Genomic DNA, 16,262 nt, shown 5'->3' with positions numbered 1-16,262 from the left:
GTTCATGACACGCTTACGAAAAAGAACATCATCTCCGGATTTTCATGTAGCGCTTCTGATAGTTTCTGGATACAAATAACATCAACTTGCATGTGTTCATCAGCCACTACGTTCCACTGACAAGGGGTCTGCGTGAAAAACTCCATCTCACCGAAGATATGGTAATCGCAATTCACCTCACCCAATTGAAAGCGTCGCCCATTAGCTGCAGAAATACTCATAGAGACTCTCCCTGCGGGCACTACATAAAGATACTGAAGCTGCTCACCTTGACGTAGGATTTCATCGTTTTGATTGAAGTAACGAGAGTTAACTTGGTGTTGGTAGATGAGATCTCTAAATTCAGAGCTTTTTTGTTCTAAGTAATTTTTAAAGCGTCCGCTTGAGTATGGTGCAATCTTCATACTTACTCTCTCATTGCATTACTGCTGTTTATATTCAAACGATTGTAACCACTTAAACCACAGGAGAGAACCCAATAAAAAAGCGACGGTCTCCCATCGCTTTCGCCTTGCATTTATTCAGGCTCTTATTGAGTAATTAATGCTTCCAGTGCCGCTAATGATGCTAGCCGCTCTCCTTGCATCATTGCCTCTGCCTCATCGACATATTGCCCAACGCCCTCCTTTACTTCTTGTTCGTACAAGACAACATTGTTCAAGATAGAAGCTACATTAAGCCCTCTCAAGCGTCCCACGGTAAACAGCGCGGATGTTTCCATGTCTGCACCTAAAATGCCTTTGCCATTCCAGTACTGACAAAGCGCCTGCTCGTCATCGGTATAAAAACTGTCGTGTGAGCGTACCGTGCCCAAATAGTAAGGTGTTGTTTGCTGCTGCAAGAAGTTGTCTAGCTCTTTAAGCAGAGAGAAGCTTGCATAGGCGGGATACGACGGCTTAACGTAAGCGGTAGAACCACCCTCATCGCGAACCGCGCCCTCTGCAATAATTAGCTCACCAAGCCCGATATGTGACTGCATCGCACCTGCAGACCCTACTCTGACGATATGAGTCACACCACAAAACTTAAGTTCTTCTACCGCAATGATCATTGAAGGTGCGCCAATACCAGTGCTGCAAACTGATATCGCTTTCCCTTGATAAGTTCCAGTGAAGATTCGATACTCTCGGTTCTCAGAAACCATCTCGGCATCTTCAAGCAAGCTCGCGATTCGATTCGCTCTATCAGGCTCACCACAAACAATGACTAACGGAGCAATTTGCGTTTCATCAACGCCAATATGAGGTTGCTTTGCCATCTTCACTCCTAAGACGCCGTTGCTTGAGTCAACGATTTATCACTGTTTCGTTTAGCTGTGCGTGCCCACTCACGAGTACCGTTTGCCGCAATAAACATTAAGATTGCGTATTGAACAGACATTGCGTACACACCCTGCGTCGCATAAATACCAACACTGATAATGTTAATCACAATCCACAGTATCCAGTTTTCAACATACTTACGTGTCATAAGAACTTGAGCAACAATAGATAGAATGGTCATCGTGGCATCCCAGAATGGGAACGCATCAGGTTCAAGTACTGGTTCCGTTAAATCAGCACCAAATAGATTCAAGCTATCAACCGCGATGTTTGCCAACGCAAAGAAGAATGGGTCGATATACATTGTGAGCAGTGCAATCGAAATCGCACAGGCTGCAGCCGTTGCCACCAGCTTATTTTGGCTCAACCAGCGAACTTCTAGCGTTTCACCTTGCTCATTAGGGCGTGTCCATGCGTACCAGCCGTAAATGTTGGCGCAGAAGAAAAAGAGTTGAAGCAGTAACAGTCCGTATAACTGAATTTGGAAAAAGATAACCGCAAATAAGGTGACATTCAGTAACCCGAACAGGTAATTAATGGTTTTTTCTTGGCTTGCAAACCAAATACACAGCAACCCAAATACGGTGCCGAATGCTTCAATCCAGCTCATCGCGTAGCCATCCCCTATTGGGATATTGACTAAGGTATTATTGATATCAAGTAGGGCGAATAGATCCATCGGGGTGTCCTTTATTATTTGATTTTTGTAGCACCTATCTTATTGCGCCGATAGAAACAAAGAGGAGGACATTTGTCCCCCCTAGATTGCATGCGATCATAAATCAGAATAATAATTCCGGAAAATCAAATTCACAGAAAGGTGTCATCGACCTCACAACAGTCTTGAACTCGAAACTCCAACAGCAGAACAAATCACTTCCAAAAACGAAACTTTAGCTTACTGGCTTTAAGCTGATATCGCGTTGACGGGCGCTCTTGAGAAGCGCATGCTTTTATTTCGAGCAGAATCGTTTTTGGCCGTGTAATCGCCAACATAACTCATTCTGTGCAACGTACTCAATTGAATGGCAGGTCACATGAATAAGATTGTTATGTTAGTAATGGGGCTGTTTTTTACCAGTCGATTATTTGCCAGTATTGTGCCGCATGTTGGCCAGCTTGAACATGATGCGCCCATTCTCCTTCGCTCTGCATTGATTGTGGGCGTTGCGGCTTATGTCGTTTGGACAGCGTTCAAATATTTCAAAAAGAACAAAGCCTCTGGTTCAGAACAACTCTAAGGATAGGCATTAGAAATGCCTGATAGTCAGCAGTTAAACTCGGTTACTTATCTGCAAAATAATCGACCAAGATTTTACGCCACTTTCGTGACTCACGAATCTTCAACAGGGCGCGGTTAATCTCTTCTTCGTACACGTTATTTTCAGTGATTATGAAACCGTAGTTGGACTTTTATAACTGATAAAACAACACCGCTATACCAAGCTTAAGTTTGATAGCTAGAAACTGACATAAACTGACTTTGTGCCGACGAACATAACTTTCCGCACTGAGTAATTTGGCTTTCTAGGAAGTAGATATTACGTCTACTTTTCACCCATTGGGCACGAACTTCCAGTTCTTGACCAATCAAAATCGGATGATGAAAACGAGAGGTTAAACTCACCGTCATCGCCTTGATATCATTCTGAAATAGACAATGCAACATCGCGCTGTCATGCAATGTAGTGACAATGCCACCTTGCATGATGCCATCGTAGCCCTCAGCTTTATCTGTTGGTACAATCTTGGCTCTGGTTTTATATTTAGCTACTGCCTCATGCTTAGTTAAAGTGTCATGCTCGCCAATAGCTTCAAAACAAATGGCGCTGTCGTTGAAAAAACCTTGGCTGCACACTTGGCAACGCCGATGATTGTGTGGAAAGAAAACCTTCATACTTACCTTTACCCATAGATTGCTAGAGATTGATATGGCTCGACCAAAAAAACATCGCCAGTTGTGTACCCGTACGGCTTACTCTTGTTTTAAGCCCAATGGTGTTCCTATGGACGAGCTTCATAAAGAAGAATTGCTATTGGAAGAGCTCGAAGCCTTGCGCTTGGCTGATCAAGAAGGCCTGAGCCAGCTTGAAGCCGCTGAACAAATGCAGGTGTCTCGCCAAACGTTCGGCAACATTATCAAGCGTGCACGAGCTAAAGTCGCCAAGTGCATCGTCAATGGTCACGCGTTGGTGATTCAAAGTAGTTAATTAACGTGTTAGCCAGAAGTTATTTAACTCAGTGAGCGAGAACTCTGATGCTTACTTCGATACTTAGCTTGATGGCTCAGTAATCTGATACAGCTTTTTGCTTTGCCCTTCACACACATCCTTGCAATTGCATTCACGCTCAATATCTAACTGCGCCAATCCTCCACAGCTGCCTTTGATTGGCTTGCGCGAAAAAATCACGCCTATCGCCATCAATGTAACGACTCCGACAAACCCCAATAGCGTCAACAAAAAGGTCATTGTCGGAACCCTCGAATAGCACCTAGCTGATTAGGCTGTACCATTAGAATCGAAGCTTGTTTTTTGTGCCCGTTTTCGCCGCACGTTTTATTGCCACACCCACTATTTCTCGGCTCGCGACCATAATCGAGATCGGTCACTTCCCGTAGATTGTCGAAATCCAAAGCCCCGATTTCTGCCTTACCTGTCGATGCCAAGACTCGAATATCGTTATTGAACAAGTGCGCCAGCATCTTCTTACCAATATAACGAACCACCACAGATTTCACATCGTAAGAACGGAGAACCGAAATCCATTGCTTCTTTTTATTGCAAGAGGTGTCGGAGTCAATCAAAGGAACAATCTGTTTTATCTGTCGTTGTTCATCGACAATCGCGATCTGTGGGGAACGAGCAAAGTGGTTGCCAACATGAAGGTCGCGACAAGGTACTGCGTATAACATAGTAACTTCCTGTTATTGATGATCAGGAGTTCAGCATACGCCCCATTACTGGCATATGCCAATAACTATCATGTGAAAAATAAGATTTACTGGATCGATAACTAAGATCACAAGCACCCAAACTTACCGTCATCTTCAGCCTATCTCAGTTACCTTTCAAATAACCATATATACTAGGGGGTAGTATTTTTACTGGGGGTATTTTTTGCGTTGTTAATGCCTGTTATCAAGAGCCAAGCTCAAACCCATTACAAAAAGGCCTCGCACAACCGAGAGCTTAATCGACTATTCAACGTCACACACTAGTCTGAATAATGTCGAATTAGGGACCAATCAAAGATGTTTATAGGAAAAATAGGTTGGATTGAAAATCAAGAATTGCAGTCGGCTTCAATGTAAACAAGCTTATAATTTGAAGTGAACAACGCATCGGGTTGTTATAATATAACATCACACTAAATTACCATCATTTCTCATGAAACAGCCATTTATTCTAATCGATGTCATCAATCGCCTCTCCACACGCTATGTAAGCCGTTTCTCGACATGCTTTCGCTCTCTCAAGGGCTTGACTGTTGGCCTAGCATTATTGTGTTTTGCGCCAAATCTATATGCCCACCCTCACTCTTGGATAGAGATGAAAACTCATATTGAGGGAGAGAATGGCATGATCACCGGTCTCTCTATGGAGTGGTCTTTTGATGCAATGACCTCGATGTACATGTTGGATGGAGAAGACGTCTCTGCCGATACAGAAACTGAAACATTCAAAAAGCTCGCTGCGTCTGTAATCGAAAACATGATGTACGAGCACTACTTCACGTACTTTTATGATGGTGAAGAGCCCATCAAATATCAGGTGGTTGAGAACGCAAAGTTTGAGCGTGATAAAGCCAAGATGGTTCTAACATTTGACCTACCACTTTCTAAACCTAAGCCTGTGACACGAAACTCGCTTCGCGTATTGATTTTTGACCCTAGTTACTTTGTCGACATGTCGTGGCTATCCAACAGCGACGTGACATTGTCACCTGAACTAGCAAGACAATGCCATTTAGAATTAATCGAGCCTAACCCGACGCCAGAGCAAATGAGTTATGCAATGTCTTTACCTGTCGATGCAGATCCAGATAACACGCTAGGCCAACTGTTTACACAATCGGTTGAGCTTCATTGTGCGGCGGTTCCCGCTTCTTAGTCGCAGTGATTCGTTTCAGCCTTTAAGTCAGCGTCTAGCTGATTAAGCATGGCAACTAATTAACAGAAAGATTTCAGATATAGGTTCTTGTTAAATGAAGAAAAATCAATCCAAAATCAATCACTACCTCATTGGTGCTGGCGCGTTCGTGCTTATTGCTATTGGTGCGTATCAACTGTGGTCCATGTGGCCATCGTTAGTTATCTCTAGCATTCAATGGCAAAGAGAAGTCAATTCAGAACTTGCAGACCTGCTCTATGAAGCTAAATCCAACCCTTGGGGCGCAGGCAGTTACCTTATCGGGTTCAGCTTTATCTATGGCATGCTTCATTCTTTGGGGCCTGGGCACGGCAAAGTTATCGTGTCGACTTACTTAGCGACTCACCCAACCAAAGCCAAGGCGAGTTTAGTGCTTACGGTCGTCTCCGCTTTTTTACAAGCATTGGTCGCAATCTTACTAGTAAGCGTGTTGCTGTGGGGCTTTAGTGCTTCCATGCGAGTAGTGAATGACAAAGCGAATATGTTTGTTTCATTAAGCTTTGCCTTAGTCGCGGTCGTCGGCGCGCTTATATGTTGGAAGGCTTTGAAAAACATCTACACCGCTATGCGTAAGCCTAAGCTGAAAGTGAAAGCCATCACTACACTCGCAACAGACACAGCTGCGACAATTTCAGCGCGTTCGCCAATGGCACTTCGTTCATCAATATCAGCCCCTTCTCCGATAATCGACGCTACTAGCACAATGCAAGCCGCAGCTAACACTCATGCAGATCATTCTCATGCCGACTGTGGGTGCGGCCACCAGCATGTAGCCGATGCAGACGCAATCAACAAAGCCTCAACGCTCCGAGAATATGCTGGAATTATAGTGACGATTGGCGTAAGACCGTGCACCGGAGCCATCATGGTACTGCTTTTCGCAAACATGGTTGGCCTATATTGGATGGGTGTTGTCAGTGCTTTTGCCATGGCGATTGGTACTGCTTTCACAACCTCGACGATTGCTATAATGACACTAACAGGCAAGAACTTGGTAAAACGCTATTTGGCAGCAGGTAACAAGAATAACAGTGCTTCACTAAAAGCCGCAGGTCATTATTTACAGCTATTCGGTGGTGTTTTACTTGTCTTAATTGGCTTGTTGCTAATGAGTGGACAAGACAGCGGTATGTCGCCTGTTTTCACTATGTAGCGAACGATGTAATAACAAACCTCAGTTTATTGCGACCTTTACCATTTTTACTAAAAAACACTAGCCCTTATCTCTCAAATCTGAATTAACAGCCACATAATTTCTACTAACCTAACTTTGCACAGCCAGTTAGGTTAGTAGTCAGCCATTCAGAACAGCGCGCTCTATGTAGTTCTGTAACAAACCTACATCCAACTTTGATTTTCCTATTCTTAGCTACTCTTTCATAAACTAACTTAGATTGTTCTAACAATATTAGAGCACTATCCCCCTCCTTTTGAAAATAAGGACATAACTTCCGCAATCCAGAAACTACGATCGCACTCTTCCTATTTTGAAAAAAAATAGAGCAGCAGTTTTATCAATTGAGTAACAAGCCGAAATTATACCCAATAAATTTCACATCAAACTCCAAGCCTTTACCTTACAACTACAGATAGAGCTTTCTTCAACCAAATTCTTGGATAACCTATACTCAAAGGTAAACAAATGAAACTATACATTCCGAGCACCACGCTCAGTGTTTTGTTACTTTCTCCGAGTTTCGCGAGTGCCGAAGATATACCTGATTCACACGAATTGCGTAATTTCTCGATGCGTTCACAAAGCTCTGGGATAGCCCCACCGCAAGAAGTACTCGGCGTTTATGTTGTCAATTCTGGTCCTGGTCTGGATACCGGTTGTACCTATGCTTCTGGCGGACCTCTACTTATCTCTTTACCTGTTCCTATGGTTGTCAGCCCCAACGTTTTACAAAGTGACGGGAGAATTGCCCCAAGTAAACTGGGCGATATGCAGCAAAAAGGCGTTCTCGGTTCTAACGCAAGGATTAGCATGCCGGTCTTCGACATAGACTCCAATGCCAACGTCAGTAATATTGCTCTAGAAATAGATGTCGTATCTTTTAACGGAAAGTCTTTAGGTACGCTGCAAGGCTCTGATAACCGCTGGACGGATACTAACCTTCAAGTCGATATCAGTGATATCAAGTTCGGCCAAAACAATGAGATTCGCGTCGATATTGATACTGGCAATACGGGAGACAACTGGTGTATGTCTGTCGATTGGGTCTCAATCGAGTTTGATGTTGCCATTCCTGTGATTCTTGCTCATGGCATTGCTGCACAATCAGACACTTGGGATGATGATACGGCTCCAGGCGTGCTTTCTACACTTGATGACTATGGCATTCGTTATACTCGTTTCTCTGCTGACAAAAATGGAACCACAGCGACTAACGCTAATATCTTGAACAACAAAATTCAGGGTTTTCTCGATGAGTTGAAATCCGACAAAGTTCACGTCATTGCACACAGTAAAGGCGGGCTAGATACCCAAAACCTCAAAGCACTTAGCCCTTCCTTTGAGATAACCTCCCTTTCTACTTTCTCCACACCTCACCTTGGTAGCGTCGCAGCAGATTTGTCGGTGATAAAAATGGACCACTACGCCGATATCTACAGTAACGTCAGTACCGATCCAAATAATTACGCTGGCAAGTACATGCAACTCCCAAATATTCCGTTTGCGGGTCCTAAAATGCCTGGTATCCGTGATCTAACAACGGATACAGCATCAAACGCGATCCAAATGCGTACTCGCGGCAATATTGCAAATACATTTTCTATTGGGGCAAATGCCGATCTCAACCAAGACGGTGTTATTGAGAAAGATCCTGATATCGTTGGCCTATTCCCATGGGGATCGCGTTGGGCAGGCGTTAACGCTTGGCAGGCGCTAAGAAGCTTTAGTTCTGCGGCCTACCTCGATACTCAAACTCAACCGGTCACAATGCCAAGTGTGCATGGACCACAAGCTCATCCAATCACCATAGTCAGTTACCAAGCCATTCAAACAGTACCGCAAGAAAATGATGTTGTTGTGACCTTGGCAAGCGCTAACCCAAGTTATACCAATGCATTGGGTAACGTATTGGCTAACCACTCAACAATGAAAACGGGACAAAACGTTGAACGTTTTCTACAACAAATTATTTCAATGCGCTAAGGAGTGGCCACAATGAAATTCATCAAGCAATTAGTGATGGTGTTCAGTCTTTTCTGTACCTTCATCACACCGGCTATCGCCAGTAATGCAATACCCGTTGGGATGAGTACAAGCACGACACTATCTCAACCAGTGACTAGTAACGATAACGAAGTCACAATGCTATTTACCATCGACAAAGCGGAAGCCCTAAAAGCAGAAATCATCGTGCCGTTGGATGATGCAACCGTATATTTAGTCAAGCCTAACGGGCAAGTCGCAACATCATCCAATGATGTGCAAGCGAACATACTTTCAGGTGACACACAAAGTCCGCCGCTACCGGGCAGCTATTTATTTTTGCCTGAAGTAACTAACCCTGAACCTGGCGAATGGAAGATCGTCGTTGATTTTCCAAACCCAAGTTACAACACAGTAATTATTGCTCATGTTGCGATCCAATCCCCTATTGCGTTTGGCATGGCGATAGCTGCAAACCAATTTGTGGTCGGTGAACCAGTTCCCGTTTCTGCATTACTGACAAACAAAGGGAATCCAATCACAGGTGCCCAAACCAGCGCAGTGATCATTGATGAAGCTGGAATAAAAACACGCCTGACGCTTAAAGATGAGGGTGTCAATTTCGATGCTATTGCTAAAGATGGTGTCTACAGCAATATTTTCGTTCCACCCGCTGAAGGGGATTATCTAATTGAAGGCATAACGTCTTTTGAAGAATATGGAACAACTATCACTCGCCAGACAAGTAAAAAAATCCACGTACTACCCTCTGACATTGAATTTGTCAGCCTCTCACTCGCTCCACTGTTTTCCTCTGAAGGCTGTGTTATTGCCTTAGAGCAGCGCTTGGAACTTGATGTTAAATCCGCGGGGGATTTTGCCATTCATGGTTACCTCACCGATGGAATTGACGAGCTGAACACAAGCAAACGTCTGCAACTCAAACCTGCGAAGCAAATCGTCACTCTACAGTACTCAACTGAAGATATTTTTGGCGCGTTTGATTCAGCGTCTACTTTGACCTCCAACCCGACGATCATCTACGCAATCACTCAAGATGACATACGAATTTCAGCCCCTCGAATTCAGTTTGAAGAATTTATTGATTTAGCATCTTTTGAGCGTTGCCGCGAACCGATTGAAGTCACGGGGAGTTTAGTCACCACACCGACTATGTCGCAAGATGGAACCTACATTGATTCGCTGAGTTTTGAGTTTCCTATCCATGTTACGCGCAGTGGAACTTACACAGGTTCGGTAAATATCGTTGGTGCAGCCGGAGAGTATTTAGAGCTAGTGAGTTTCCAAGAACCGCTTGAGGCTGGCGAAAACACCATCAAGTTTACCGTTCCTGGTGACACGTTTAAGCAAGCCGATGGTCCTTATGAACTGAACGCACTGCTAATCTACAGTGGCGTTGACTCCTATCGACAAGGAGTTCTCGGTCAAACTCCACCATACCAAGCCTCTGATTTCAGTCCGCCAGTGAATGTGACCCTCCCCTCTAACCTATTCGGTTTGGAAAGAGAAAACTGGCAAGCAACCCCGGCAACACAAGTCACGCAACATCGTGTCGGTGGTTACTTGAGAGCGGGGGCTTCAATCCCATACGACTACGAAACACTAGCGAGTTTTGACTTAAGTGAGGTTCGAGGGAAAATCAAACAGGCTACGCTTATTGTTGACTTCGGAGATTCAACCCTTCAATTTCCATTCAACAATGTGACTGCGCATATCGTTAATCAAACTTGGTCTCCAAACACACTGGATTACGACACGTTCTGTGAGTCTTTTACAATATGTGCAGCATGGAGTAATCCACTCACTACATTCAACAACGTAGAAGCAGGTCAAACGCTTAGGTTTACCAACTCTAAACTATTAGAAGCATTAAATGAGAAGAGAGTGTCTGAGTTGAACAAACTAGATATTGCTCTTACCTCTTCTCCCTATGAAAGAAGTTTCTTCATTAACGTTAAGCAGGTGTCATTATTCATCGAGTACTGATCCTAAAACTGAAATAGAATAAGGCCATGCCCAAGGTATCGCTTTGGGCATGGCCTCTCAGAGTGAACAGTGATGAACTTTGCAAGCTTCATATGTTTATTCTGTTAGAGCAGACTATGCCAGCCCCTCAACAGTAGTGATAAAGCACGCTAATCACTATAGACTCCATCAACCAACAAAATGAGATCGAAGTTTTATCCAAAAAGGCCAGTAGTCCCAACAACCGGGTGACTCCACAGATCTATCCATCCCATCACCAATTTTTAGGTGACTTTAAAGATGCCCCTACACTAGTCTGATAGCTAAAGTTAGAATAGACCCGTTAAGTATCATCGATTTACAAAACAGAGCCAAAATATCTAAATAAAAACAGTGAGAAGCGATACAATAATCAAGTTGCAAAATTGCAGCGTGGGACACCTGCCCACTGACAGCCCATTCACAGAGAACCATAAAGTAGCCTCACATGTCTAAAGAACCCGGTTTCACTACAGAATACAAACTCGACAAGACGTTTTTCGCGGAGTGTTATGATCAAACTAGCCTTCCGACTCAATTTCCAAAAGCCTACTTAAAAGGAATACTGTTTCTTATTTTTGGTGTGGTTCTGCTGGAGTTTGAACTATTACCTAACGGCTATGTTGGCTGGTTCTTTATTGTTTTGAGTGTGATTGAAGCATTCAGTGTGTACTGCAAAAGAACCTGGTGGTTATGGCGACAAAAAATCAGCTCAGGCGCAGGCAGCAAAATTGTCTTTCAAGGTGACGCTAACGGAGTAAGTTACAAAAACCACAAAGCGACCAACACCATCGCGTGGAGTGACATCGACCAACTTGAGCAGACCGATCTTGGTTTTATACTGCATATCGGTAAACAGCGCCAATATGTGAGTAAATCTTGTTTAAGCAATGAAGCTATTGCCTTCATGATTGAACACCACGCCGCATCAAAAGCGAAATAACACCAATAAATGCCTGCTGATTTAGCAGGCATTTTTCTATCACTTTTAATTCTACGTATCGAATTACCGGACAATAACAATGAATACCGTGTACCAAATCAGTGATTGCCACCTTTCCGATGAATCCAGCTATGAGAACCTGCGCAGAGCACTGGAATACGTCAACAAAGACACGGCATGCAAGACCATCTTTCTGACTGGTGATATTTGTTGTAACCCAAAGTCTGGCGACTACGTTCGATTAGAGGCATTCATTAGGCAACACATTAGCGACCAATCCATTTACGTGATTGCGGGTAATCATGATGACTCTCGCTTAATGCGCACAGAGCTAAAAGGCTCGACGATTTATGTCACCGACAAAGCCACCATCGGTGAACGAGAGTTTGTGTTCCTAGACTCAAGCTTCAAGCCGCTAGACAGCCGCCACCCACTTGGTTCAGGGCGTATTGATAACCGCGGCATGGCTCAGCTAAAACAACAATTGAGAAAGGCCAATGATCCTATCGTGGTTGTTCACCACCCTGTCATTCCAGTCGGTGCAGATTGGATGAAAGCGATCCGCCTAGAGAACGATACTGATGTGATGAAAGTGCTTCGAAAATATCGCGTTCGTGACGTGTTCTGCGGTCATGGCCATGATGAAATAACAGCGACACAGCAAGGCATAACTCAATATATGGCCCCGTCGACAGCCTATGGCTTTGACCACTCGATCAATGAATACAATCGCAGCGAGAAGATAGGATTAAGTCGAATCTCGTTCTGTACTGATTCCATCAACTACCAAGCTGTCTATTTTTGAACCCTATCTTACTGTCTTAAACCTCATAGATTAGCTTTCAAATAAACCAAACTATATAGAGCTATGCCAATAGAAGAGGCTTGCGGCGATTCAATTTATCAATCTGTGATTGAAGCCCACAACCCAACTTCCACAACGGGTCAACGTTCAGTAGAAGAAATTACCTGGTTAGCACTGATGACTGTAAAACAAATGCACGATTTAGTTCGGCGCAATCTCGAAAACGAAGAGCTCGAAAACTAAAAGTTTGAAAAAGAATTATCTAGAAAACAGAAAGCTTGAAAGCTGAATACGTAGGATTATCGCCCCACTCTCACAAGTGACCAGAGCCTTGCAAACGTTATTACCCTAAGGTTTGCTAGCAAGGTCTTTGTGATTGATAATAAAAGCAATATAGGCGCAAGTTAGCGCTTTTTTATCACCTAGGTTTATATTGAGGCTATATGGAAATCAAAGTACTAAAAAGCTTTGTAGCTGTCGCGACGCATTGCAGTTTTTCAAAAGCCGCAAAAGAGTTGAATACCGTTCAACCTGCCATTAGCCGCCATATCACAAGCCTTGAACATGAACTTGGAGTGAGCCTATTTTTTCGTACATCTCGAGAAGTCGTCATTAGCGCCGCAGGGCAGCACTTACTTAAAGATGCGATTAGACTCATCGAACAAACGGAACAAGCCAAACAGTCCGCGATTCGAGCTTCTTCTGGTTGTATTGGTACTTTAACTATTGGTTATCTTGGAGGCGCAACTCTAAGCTTTCTGCCTCGTTTAGTTCGACAGTATATTGCTGAAAACCCCAATATTGATGTTGATCTTGTTGAGATGACGGCTTCTGAACAGATCGAAGCTCTGGACAAAAGAGAGATCGATATTAGCTTCTCTCGCCCACTGCCGAACCTGCTTGTTGATGATTACACCTCGGTGACGATTTATACAGATAAGCTTGTTGCTGTTTTGCCCGTCACCCACGAGTTGGCTAAATACTCCACCATTCAAATGAAACAACTGCAGCAAGACCCTTTCATCTTATTTGAACGTGAACAAGCGGTAGGATTATTTGACTCCATCATTACTCAATGTGACCTATCTGGATTCTCTCCAAATATAAAAAAACAACCCAACAACATGCAAACCGTGTTAACCCAAGTCTCTTCTGGCTTAGGTGTATCTATCGCACCGCATGCAATTCGTGATTTACGCAGTGAGGGATGTGTATTTGTTAATCTTGAATCTGTGGACGTACAAATGCCATTAGTGATGACACACCATTCGCATACTCTATCCCCTACAGCCAGTGTCTTTGTTGCTGTCGTACAGAGTGAAATAGAGGCGATTCAACAAAACATGGCTTAGAAAGTTATCTATACCAGATTCGTATAGAATTTAAATCAAATGGTTATTTTTGTTATTCAATCGCTAACCTTAGACTTAGCTCATCGAAATCATTCATTAAAACGATGAACCAAAGTTAAGGTGTCACCATGTCAAAATTGACTACAGAAGTGTTGAGCACAGGACGTTTATTACTGATGTCGAGCGCAGTCTCGGCAACTGCTGCAAACCTTTATTATAACCAACCCATCTTACCTAAGATCGGCGCAGAGCTAGGGTTAACAAGCGAACAGCTAGGCGCAGTGCCAGCTGCCGGTCAGATTGGTTATGCCGTGGCATTGCTATTCTTATCGCCCTTAGGAGACACGTTACCCCGCAGACGCCTAATAGCGATCTTGTCTGTCATGTTGGTGTTGTCATCTTTTGTCGCGTTTACTGCATCTAGCTTAGTGGCTCTGGTTGTTGCGTGTTTTGCGATTGGTTTGAGTGCCAACATCACTCAGCAGCTGATTCCATTTGCAGCGTCACTAAGTACTCCAGAAACGAAAGGAAAAGTCATTGGCACATTAATGACAGGCCTAACTGTGGGCATCTTGCTTTCGCGTACACTCAGTGGGTTCATCGGTGAGCAGTTTGGGTGGCGCGCGGTATTTATGATGTCAGCAATTATTGCGATGGTCTTTGGTGTGTTGCTGTATGCCTTTTTACCGACGAACACGCCGACAACGAAAATACCTTACCTTAAACTGGTTGCGAGCATGGCCACGTTAATCAAGCAGCATGCGACGCTGCGTACTTCCGCTTTAACTGGCGCGCTTTGGTTTGCTTCGTTCAATGCGCTGTGGGCGACGTTAGCTCTGCATGTCAGTGAATCTCCGTTTAACTACAATGCACAACAGGCAGGAATGTTTGGTGTTATTGCTCTTGCTGGAGTCATTGGAGCAAAAGTTTCAGGGTCACTGGTGAGCAAGTTTGGCTCTCGAAACATGATCAGTATGGCGTTAGTTATTATTACTGCTGGTTTTATTATATCGGGGCTTTTCGCTGACACATTGGCTGGATTGATCGTCGGTATCATTCTCATCGACCTTGGGGTATTTAGCGCTCAAGTATCGAACCAAGTACGCGTATTCTCAATTGACCCACAAGCTCAAAGTCGTATCAACGGAATCTATATGCTTGGCTACTATCTCAGTGGTGCGTTTGGTTCATTTGTGGGAATTCAGGTATTTGAACGTGCGGGTTGGATTGGTGTTGTGGGCTTTAGTATTGCAGTCGTGATATTGAGTTTTATCGTTAACCGTTCAAATAAGCAATAAGTCACCTCGTCTTAATTCTTGAACTTACCAATATGCACAACGGATATTCACTCTGTAATTGATAGCAAATTACCACCCAGTGATTTGCTATCGTTCTAGATCTAATAAGGCAGTAGTAACTCTACTCTCTCAAGTTTTGAATATCATGATTCTCAAACAAGCTTTCCCGCCTAGAGCGCTGTTATGCCTTTGCGAGATGATCTTGGTCTATTCTTATCATTTAGACGACTGAGTTCCGAGGCTTTGAGTATGAATAAACTGTTTTTAATCTTATTGGTTTTTCTTTTGTCCGGATGCGGAACAAGTGATAGTGCTTTGATTGAGAGTGGTCACAACACCTCTTACATACAAGGTTTTCATGACGGTAGGCATAGCGGCATGCAAGAAAGCGGCAATAGCTTCGAAAACTACATAAAAGATGGAAAGCGTTTTGAACCAGACAGTGACTACAAGCAAGGCTGGATCGCGGGTGAGTCTGAGGGGAAAAAGCTACAAGCAGAAGCAACAGCGATCGGTAAAGGTGCCGCTGCTAGTTATCCTCAAAAATCGACAACGACGGATTTAGATGAAGTAGCAAAAGACACCTTAAAAGGCGTCGATACATCGGGCTTAGAGAATTTAAAATAAAGGTATAACAAAGCTAAGGTTAGGCTCCTGAATAACTCGCACCTTGCCCTACGCTTACAAATGCACCTGAGCAAAAATCGATCTGCATCAGCATATAGTTTAATAATGATTAACTACTAAACATTCATAATACAAATTGCGCAGTACTGAATTGAGAGAGTTCATTTTTACGTTGTTGGTGATTTCATGGATGTACACACCTTAGCTATATATACCTCTTTGTTAGCAGCTACGGTTGCGAGTGCTATGTTGTTAACGCATAAATATATACTCGCAGGCACCACGTTAGGGGTAAATTATATTGCTTATGCTGCTTTGCTGTTAGGAGCCAGTGTTACCCCGCTTTCGTTCGGCGTTACTCAATCTTCAGAATCCATTGTTTTTCTTTCCAATGGTGCATACGCAACGGCTTTTGGTTTGTTACTCGTCGGTATAACCGTGTTACGCGGAGCGAGTCGATCTTTTCTCGTAATATCAATCATCATTAGCTCCCTTGGCATTAGCTTCTTCCTTTATAGCGCCCTAATTGCGCCTTCTGTAACTTCTGTAACTTCTAGGATCGAGGCTCGAGGCTCGAGG

At 43.7% G+C, this 16,262-nt stretch carries 18 protein-coding genes and 2 pseudogenes; 13 read left to right on the top strand and 7 right to left on the bottom strand.

What is annotated here, in order from left to right; translation table 11 throughout:
- Positions 1–11 precede the first annotated feature (11 nt).
- From AB4307_RS16210 to pnuC, 3 genes and pseudogenes are all read right to left on the bottom strand, one after another.
- Positions 12–404: pseudogene (locus AB4307_RS16210) on the bottom strand (Crp/Fnr family transcriptional regulator); the annotation flags it as partial.
- Between the two features lie 125 nt (positions 405–529).
- Positions 530–1,258, bottom strand: coding sequence for a nucleoside phosphorylase (locus AB4307_RS16205; RefSeq protein WP_372132532.1), 729 nt, complete (start codon positions 1,256–1,258; stop codon positions 530–532).
- 8 nt (positions 1,259–1,266) lie between these two features.
- A complete protein-coding gene (gene pnuC, locus AB4307_RS16200) occupies positions 1,267–2,001 on the bottom strand; it encodes a nicotinamide riboside transporter PnuC (protein ID WP_004734818.1) in 735 nt (244 codons plus the stop codon).
- 358 nt (positions 2,002–2,359) lie between these two features.
- On the opposite strand from pnuC, the gene AB4307_RS16195 reads away from it, so the two are divergent.
- A complete protein-coding gene (locus tag AB4307_RS16195; protein WP_004734817.1) occupies positions 2,360–2,563 on the top strand; it encodes a hypothetical protein in 204 nt (67 codons plus the stop codon).
- A gap of 43 nt (positions 2,564–2,606) precedes the next feature.
- Here the strand turns inward: AB4307_RS16195 and AB4307_RS16190 are convergent.
- Positions 2,607–2,735: pseudogene (locus tag AB4307_RS16190) on the bottom strand (ABC transporter substrate-binding protein); the annotation flags it as partial.
- Positions 2,736–2,769: 34 nt separating this feature from the next.
- Complete coding sequence (locus AB4307_RS16185) at positions 2,770–3,219, bottom strand: PaaI family thioesterase (RefSeq protein ID WP_017059105.1); 450 nt, start codon at positions 3,217–3,219, stop codon at positions 2,770–2,772.
- A gap of 34 nt (positions 3,220–3,253) precedes the next feature.
- On the opposite strand from AB4307_RS16185, the gene AB4307_RS16180 reads away from it, so the two are divergent.
- Positions 3,254–3,532, top strand: coding sequence for a DUF134 domain-containing protein (locus tag AB4307_RS16180; protein WP_029235478.1), 279 nt, complete (start codon positions 3,254–3,256; stop codon positions 3,530–3,532).
- Positions 3,533–3,595: 63 nt separating this feature from the next.
- On the opposite strand, the gene nqrM is transcribed toward AB4307_RS16180, so the two are convergent.
- Positions 3,596–3,793, bottom strand: coding sequence for a (Na+)-NQR maturation NqrM (gene nqrM / locus AB4307_RS16175; protein WP_017059103.1), 198 nt, complete (start codon positions 3,791–3,793; stop codon positions 3,596–3,598).
- Positions 3,790–4,236, bottom strand: a complete 447-nt coding sequence (locus tag AB4307_RS16170) for a NifB/NifX family molybdenum-iron cluster-binding protein (RefSeq protein WP_017059102.1) — start codon at positions 4,234–4,236, stop codon at positions 3,790–3,792. The genes nqrM and AB4307_RS16170 overlap by 4 nt, the downstream gene beginning before the upstream one ends.
- Positions 4,237–4,711: 475 nt before the next feature.
- Here AB4307_RS16170 and AB4307_RS16165 point away from each other — a divergent pair, with 475 nt between their 5' ends.
- The 11 genes from AB4307_RS16165 to AB4307_RS16115 all read left to right on the top strand — a co-directional run.
- Entirely contained in the window at positions 4,712–5,434 is a 723-nt protein-coding gene (locus tag AB4307_RS16165) for a DUF1007 family protein (RefSeq protein ID WP_029235926.1), read from the top strand.
- Between the two features lie 94 nt (positions 5,435–5,528).
- Positions 5,529–6,626, top strand: a complete 1,098-nt coding sequence (locus AB4307_RS16160; RefSeq protein WP_017067870.1) for a nickel/cobalt transporter — start codon at positions 5,529–5,531, stop codon at positions 6,624–6,626.
- Between the two features lie 489 nt (positions 6,627–7,115).
- Positions 7,116–8,633 carry an esterase/lipase family protein gene (locus AB4307_RS16155; RefSeq protein ID WP_372132528.1) on the top strand — a complete coding sequence of 506 codons (1,518 nt, stop codon included), beginning with the start codon at positions 7,116–7,118 and terminating at the stop codon, positions 8,631–8,633.
- Positions 8,634–8,645: 12 nt separating this feature from the next.
- Positions 8,646–10,640 carry a choice-of-anchor X domain-containing protein gene (locus tag AB4307_RS16150; protein ID WP_372132525.1) on the top strand — a complete coding sequence of 665 codons (1,995 nt, stop codon included), beginning with the start codon at positions 8,646–8,648 and terminating at the stop codon, positions 10,638–10,640.
- 466 nt (positions 10,641–11,106) lie between these two features.
- Positions 11,107–11,601 (top strand): YcxB family protein, encoded by a 495-nt coding sequence (locus tag AB4307_RS16145; protein WP_065676948.1) that lies wholly within the window; start codon positions 11,107–11,109, stop codon positions 11,599–11,601.
- Positions 11,602–11,680: 79 nt separating this feature from the next.
- Positions 11,681–12,406, top strand: coding sequence for a metallophosphoesterase family protein (locus AB4307_RS16140; protein ID WP_029235480.1), 726 nt, complete (start codon positions 11,681–11,683; stop codon positions 12,404–12,406).
- A gap of 63 nt (positions 12,407–12,469) precedes the next feature.
- Entirely contained in the window at positions 12,470–12,649 is a 180-nt protein-coding gene (locus AB4307_RS16135) for a hypothetical protein (protein ID WP_017059095.1), read from the top strand.
- 200 nt (positions 12,650–12,849) lie between these two features.
- A complete protein-coding gene (locus AB4307_RS16130; RefSeq protein ID WP_102333226.1) occupies positions 12,850–13,758 on the top strand; it encodes a LysR family transcriptional regulator in 909 nt (302 codons plus the stop codon).
- A gap of 128 nt (positions 13,759–13,886) precedes the next feature.
- Positions 13,887–15,056 (top strand): MFS transporter, encoded by a 1,170-nt coding sequence (locus AB4307_RS16125; protein ID WP_372132522.1) that lies wholly within the window; start codon positions 13,887–13,889, stop codon positions 15,054–15,056.
- Positions 15,057–15,305: 249 nt separating this feature from the next.
- Positions 15,306–15,683: a hypothetical protein gene (locus AB4307_RS16120; protein ID WP_372132519.1), complete on the top strand. Its 378-nt coding sequence runs from the start codon at positions 15,306–15,308 to the stop codon at positions 15,681–15,683.
- A gap of 186 nt (positions 15,684–15,869) precedes the next feature.
- On the top strand, positions 15,870–16,262 hold a 393-nt coding region (locus tag AB4307_RS16115), incomplete at its 3' end, for a hypothetical protein (protein ID WP_372132516.1).

Origin of the sequence: Vibrio sp. 10N.261.52.C2 (genome assembly GCF_041471425.1) — a bacterium.
Taxonomy (GTDB): domain Bacteria; phylum Pseudomonadota; class Gammaproteobacteria; order Enterobacterales; family Vibrionaceae; genus Vibrio; species Vibrio crassostreae_C.
Note: the sequence above shows the minus strand (reverse complement) of the source record. Positions and strands in the feature narration are given on the sequence as shown.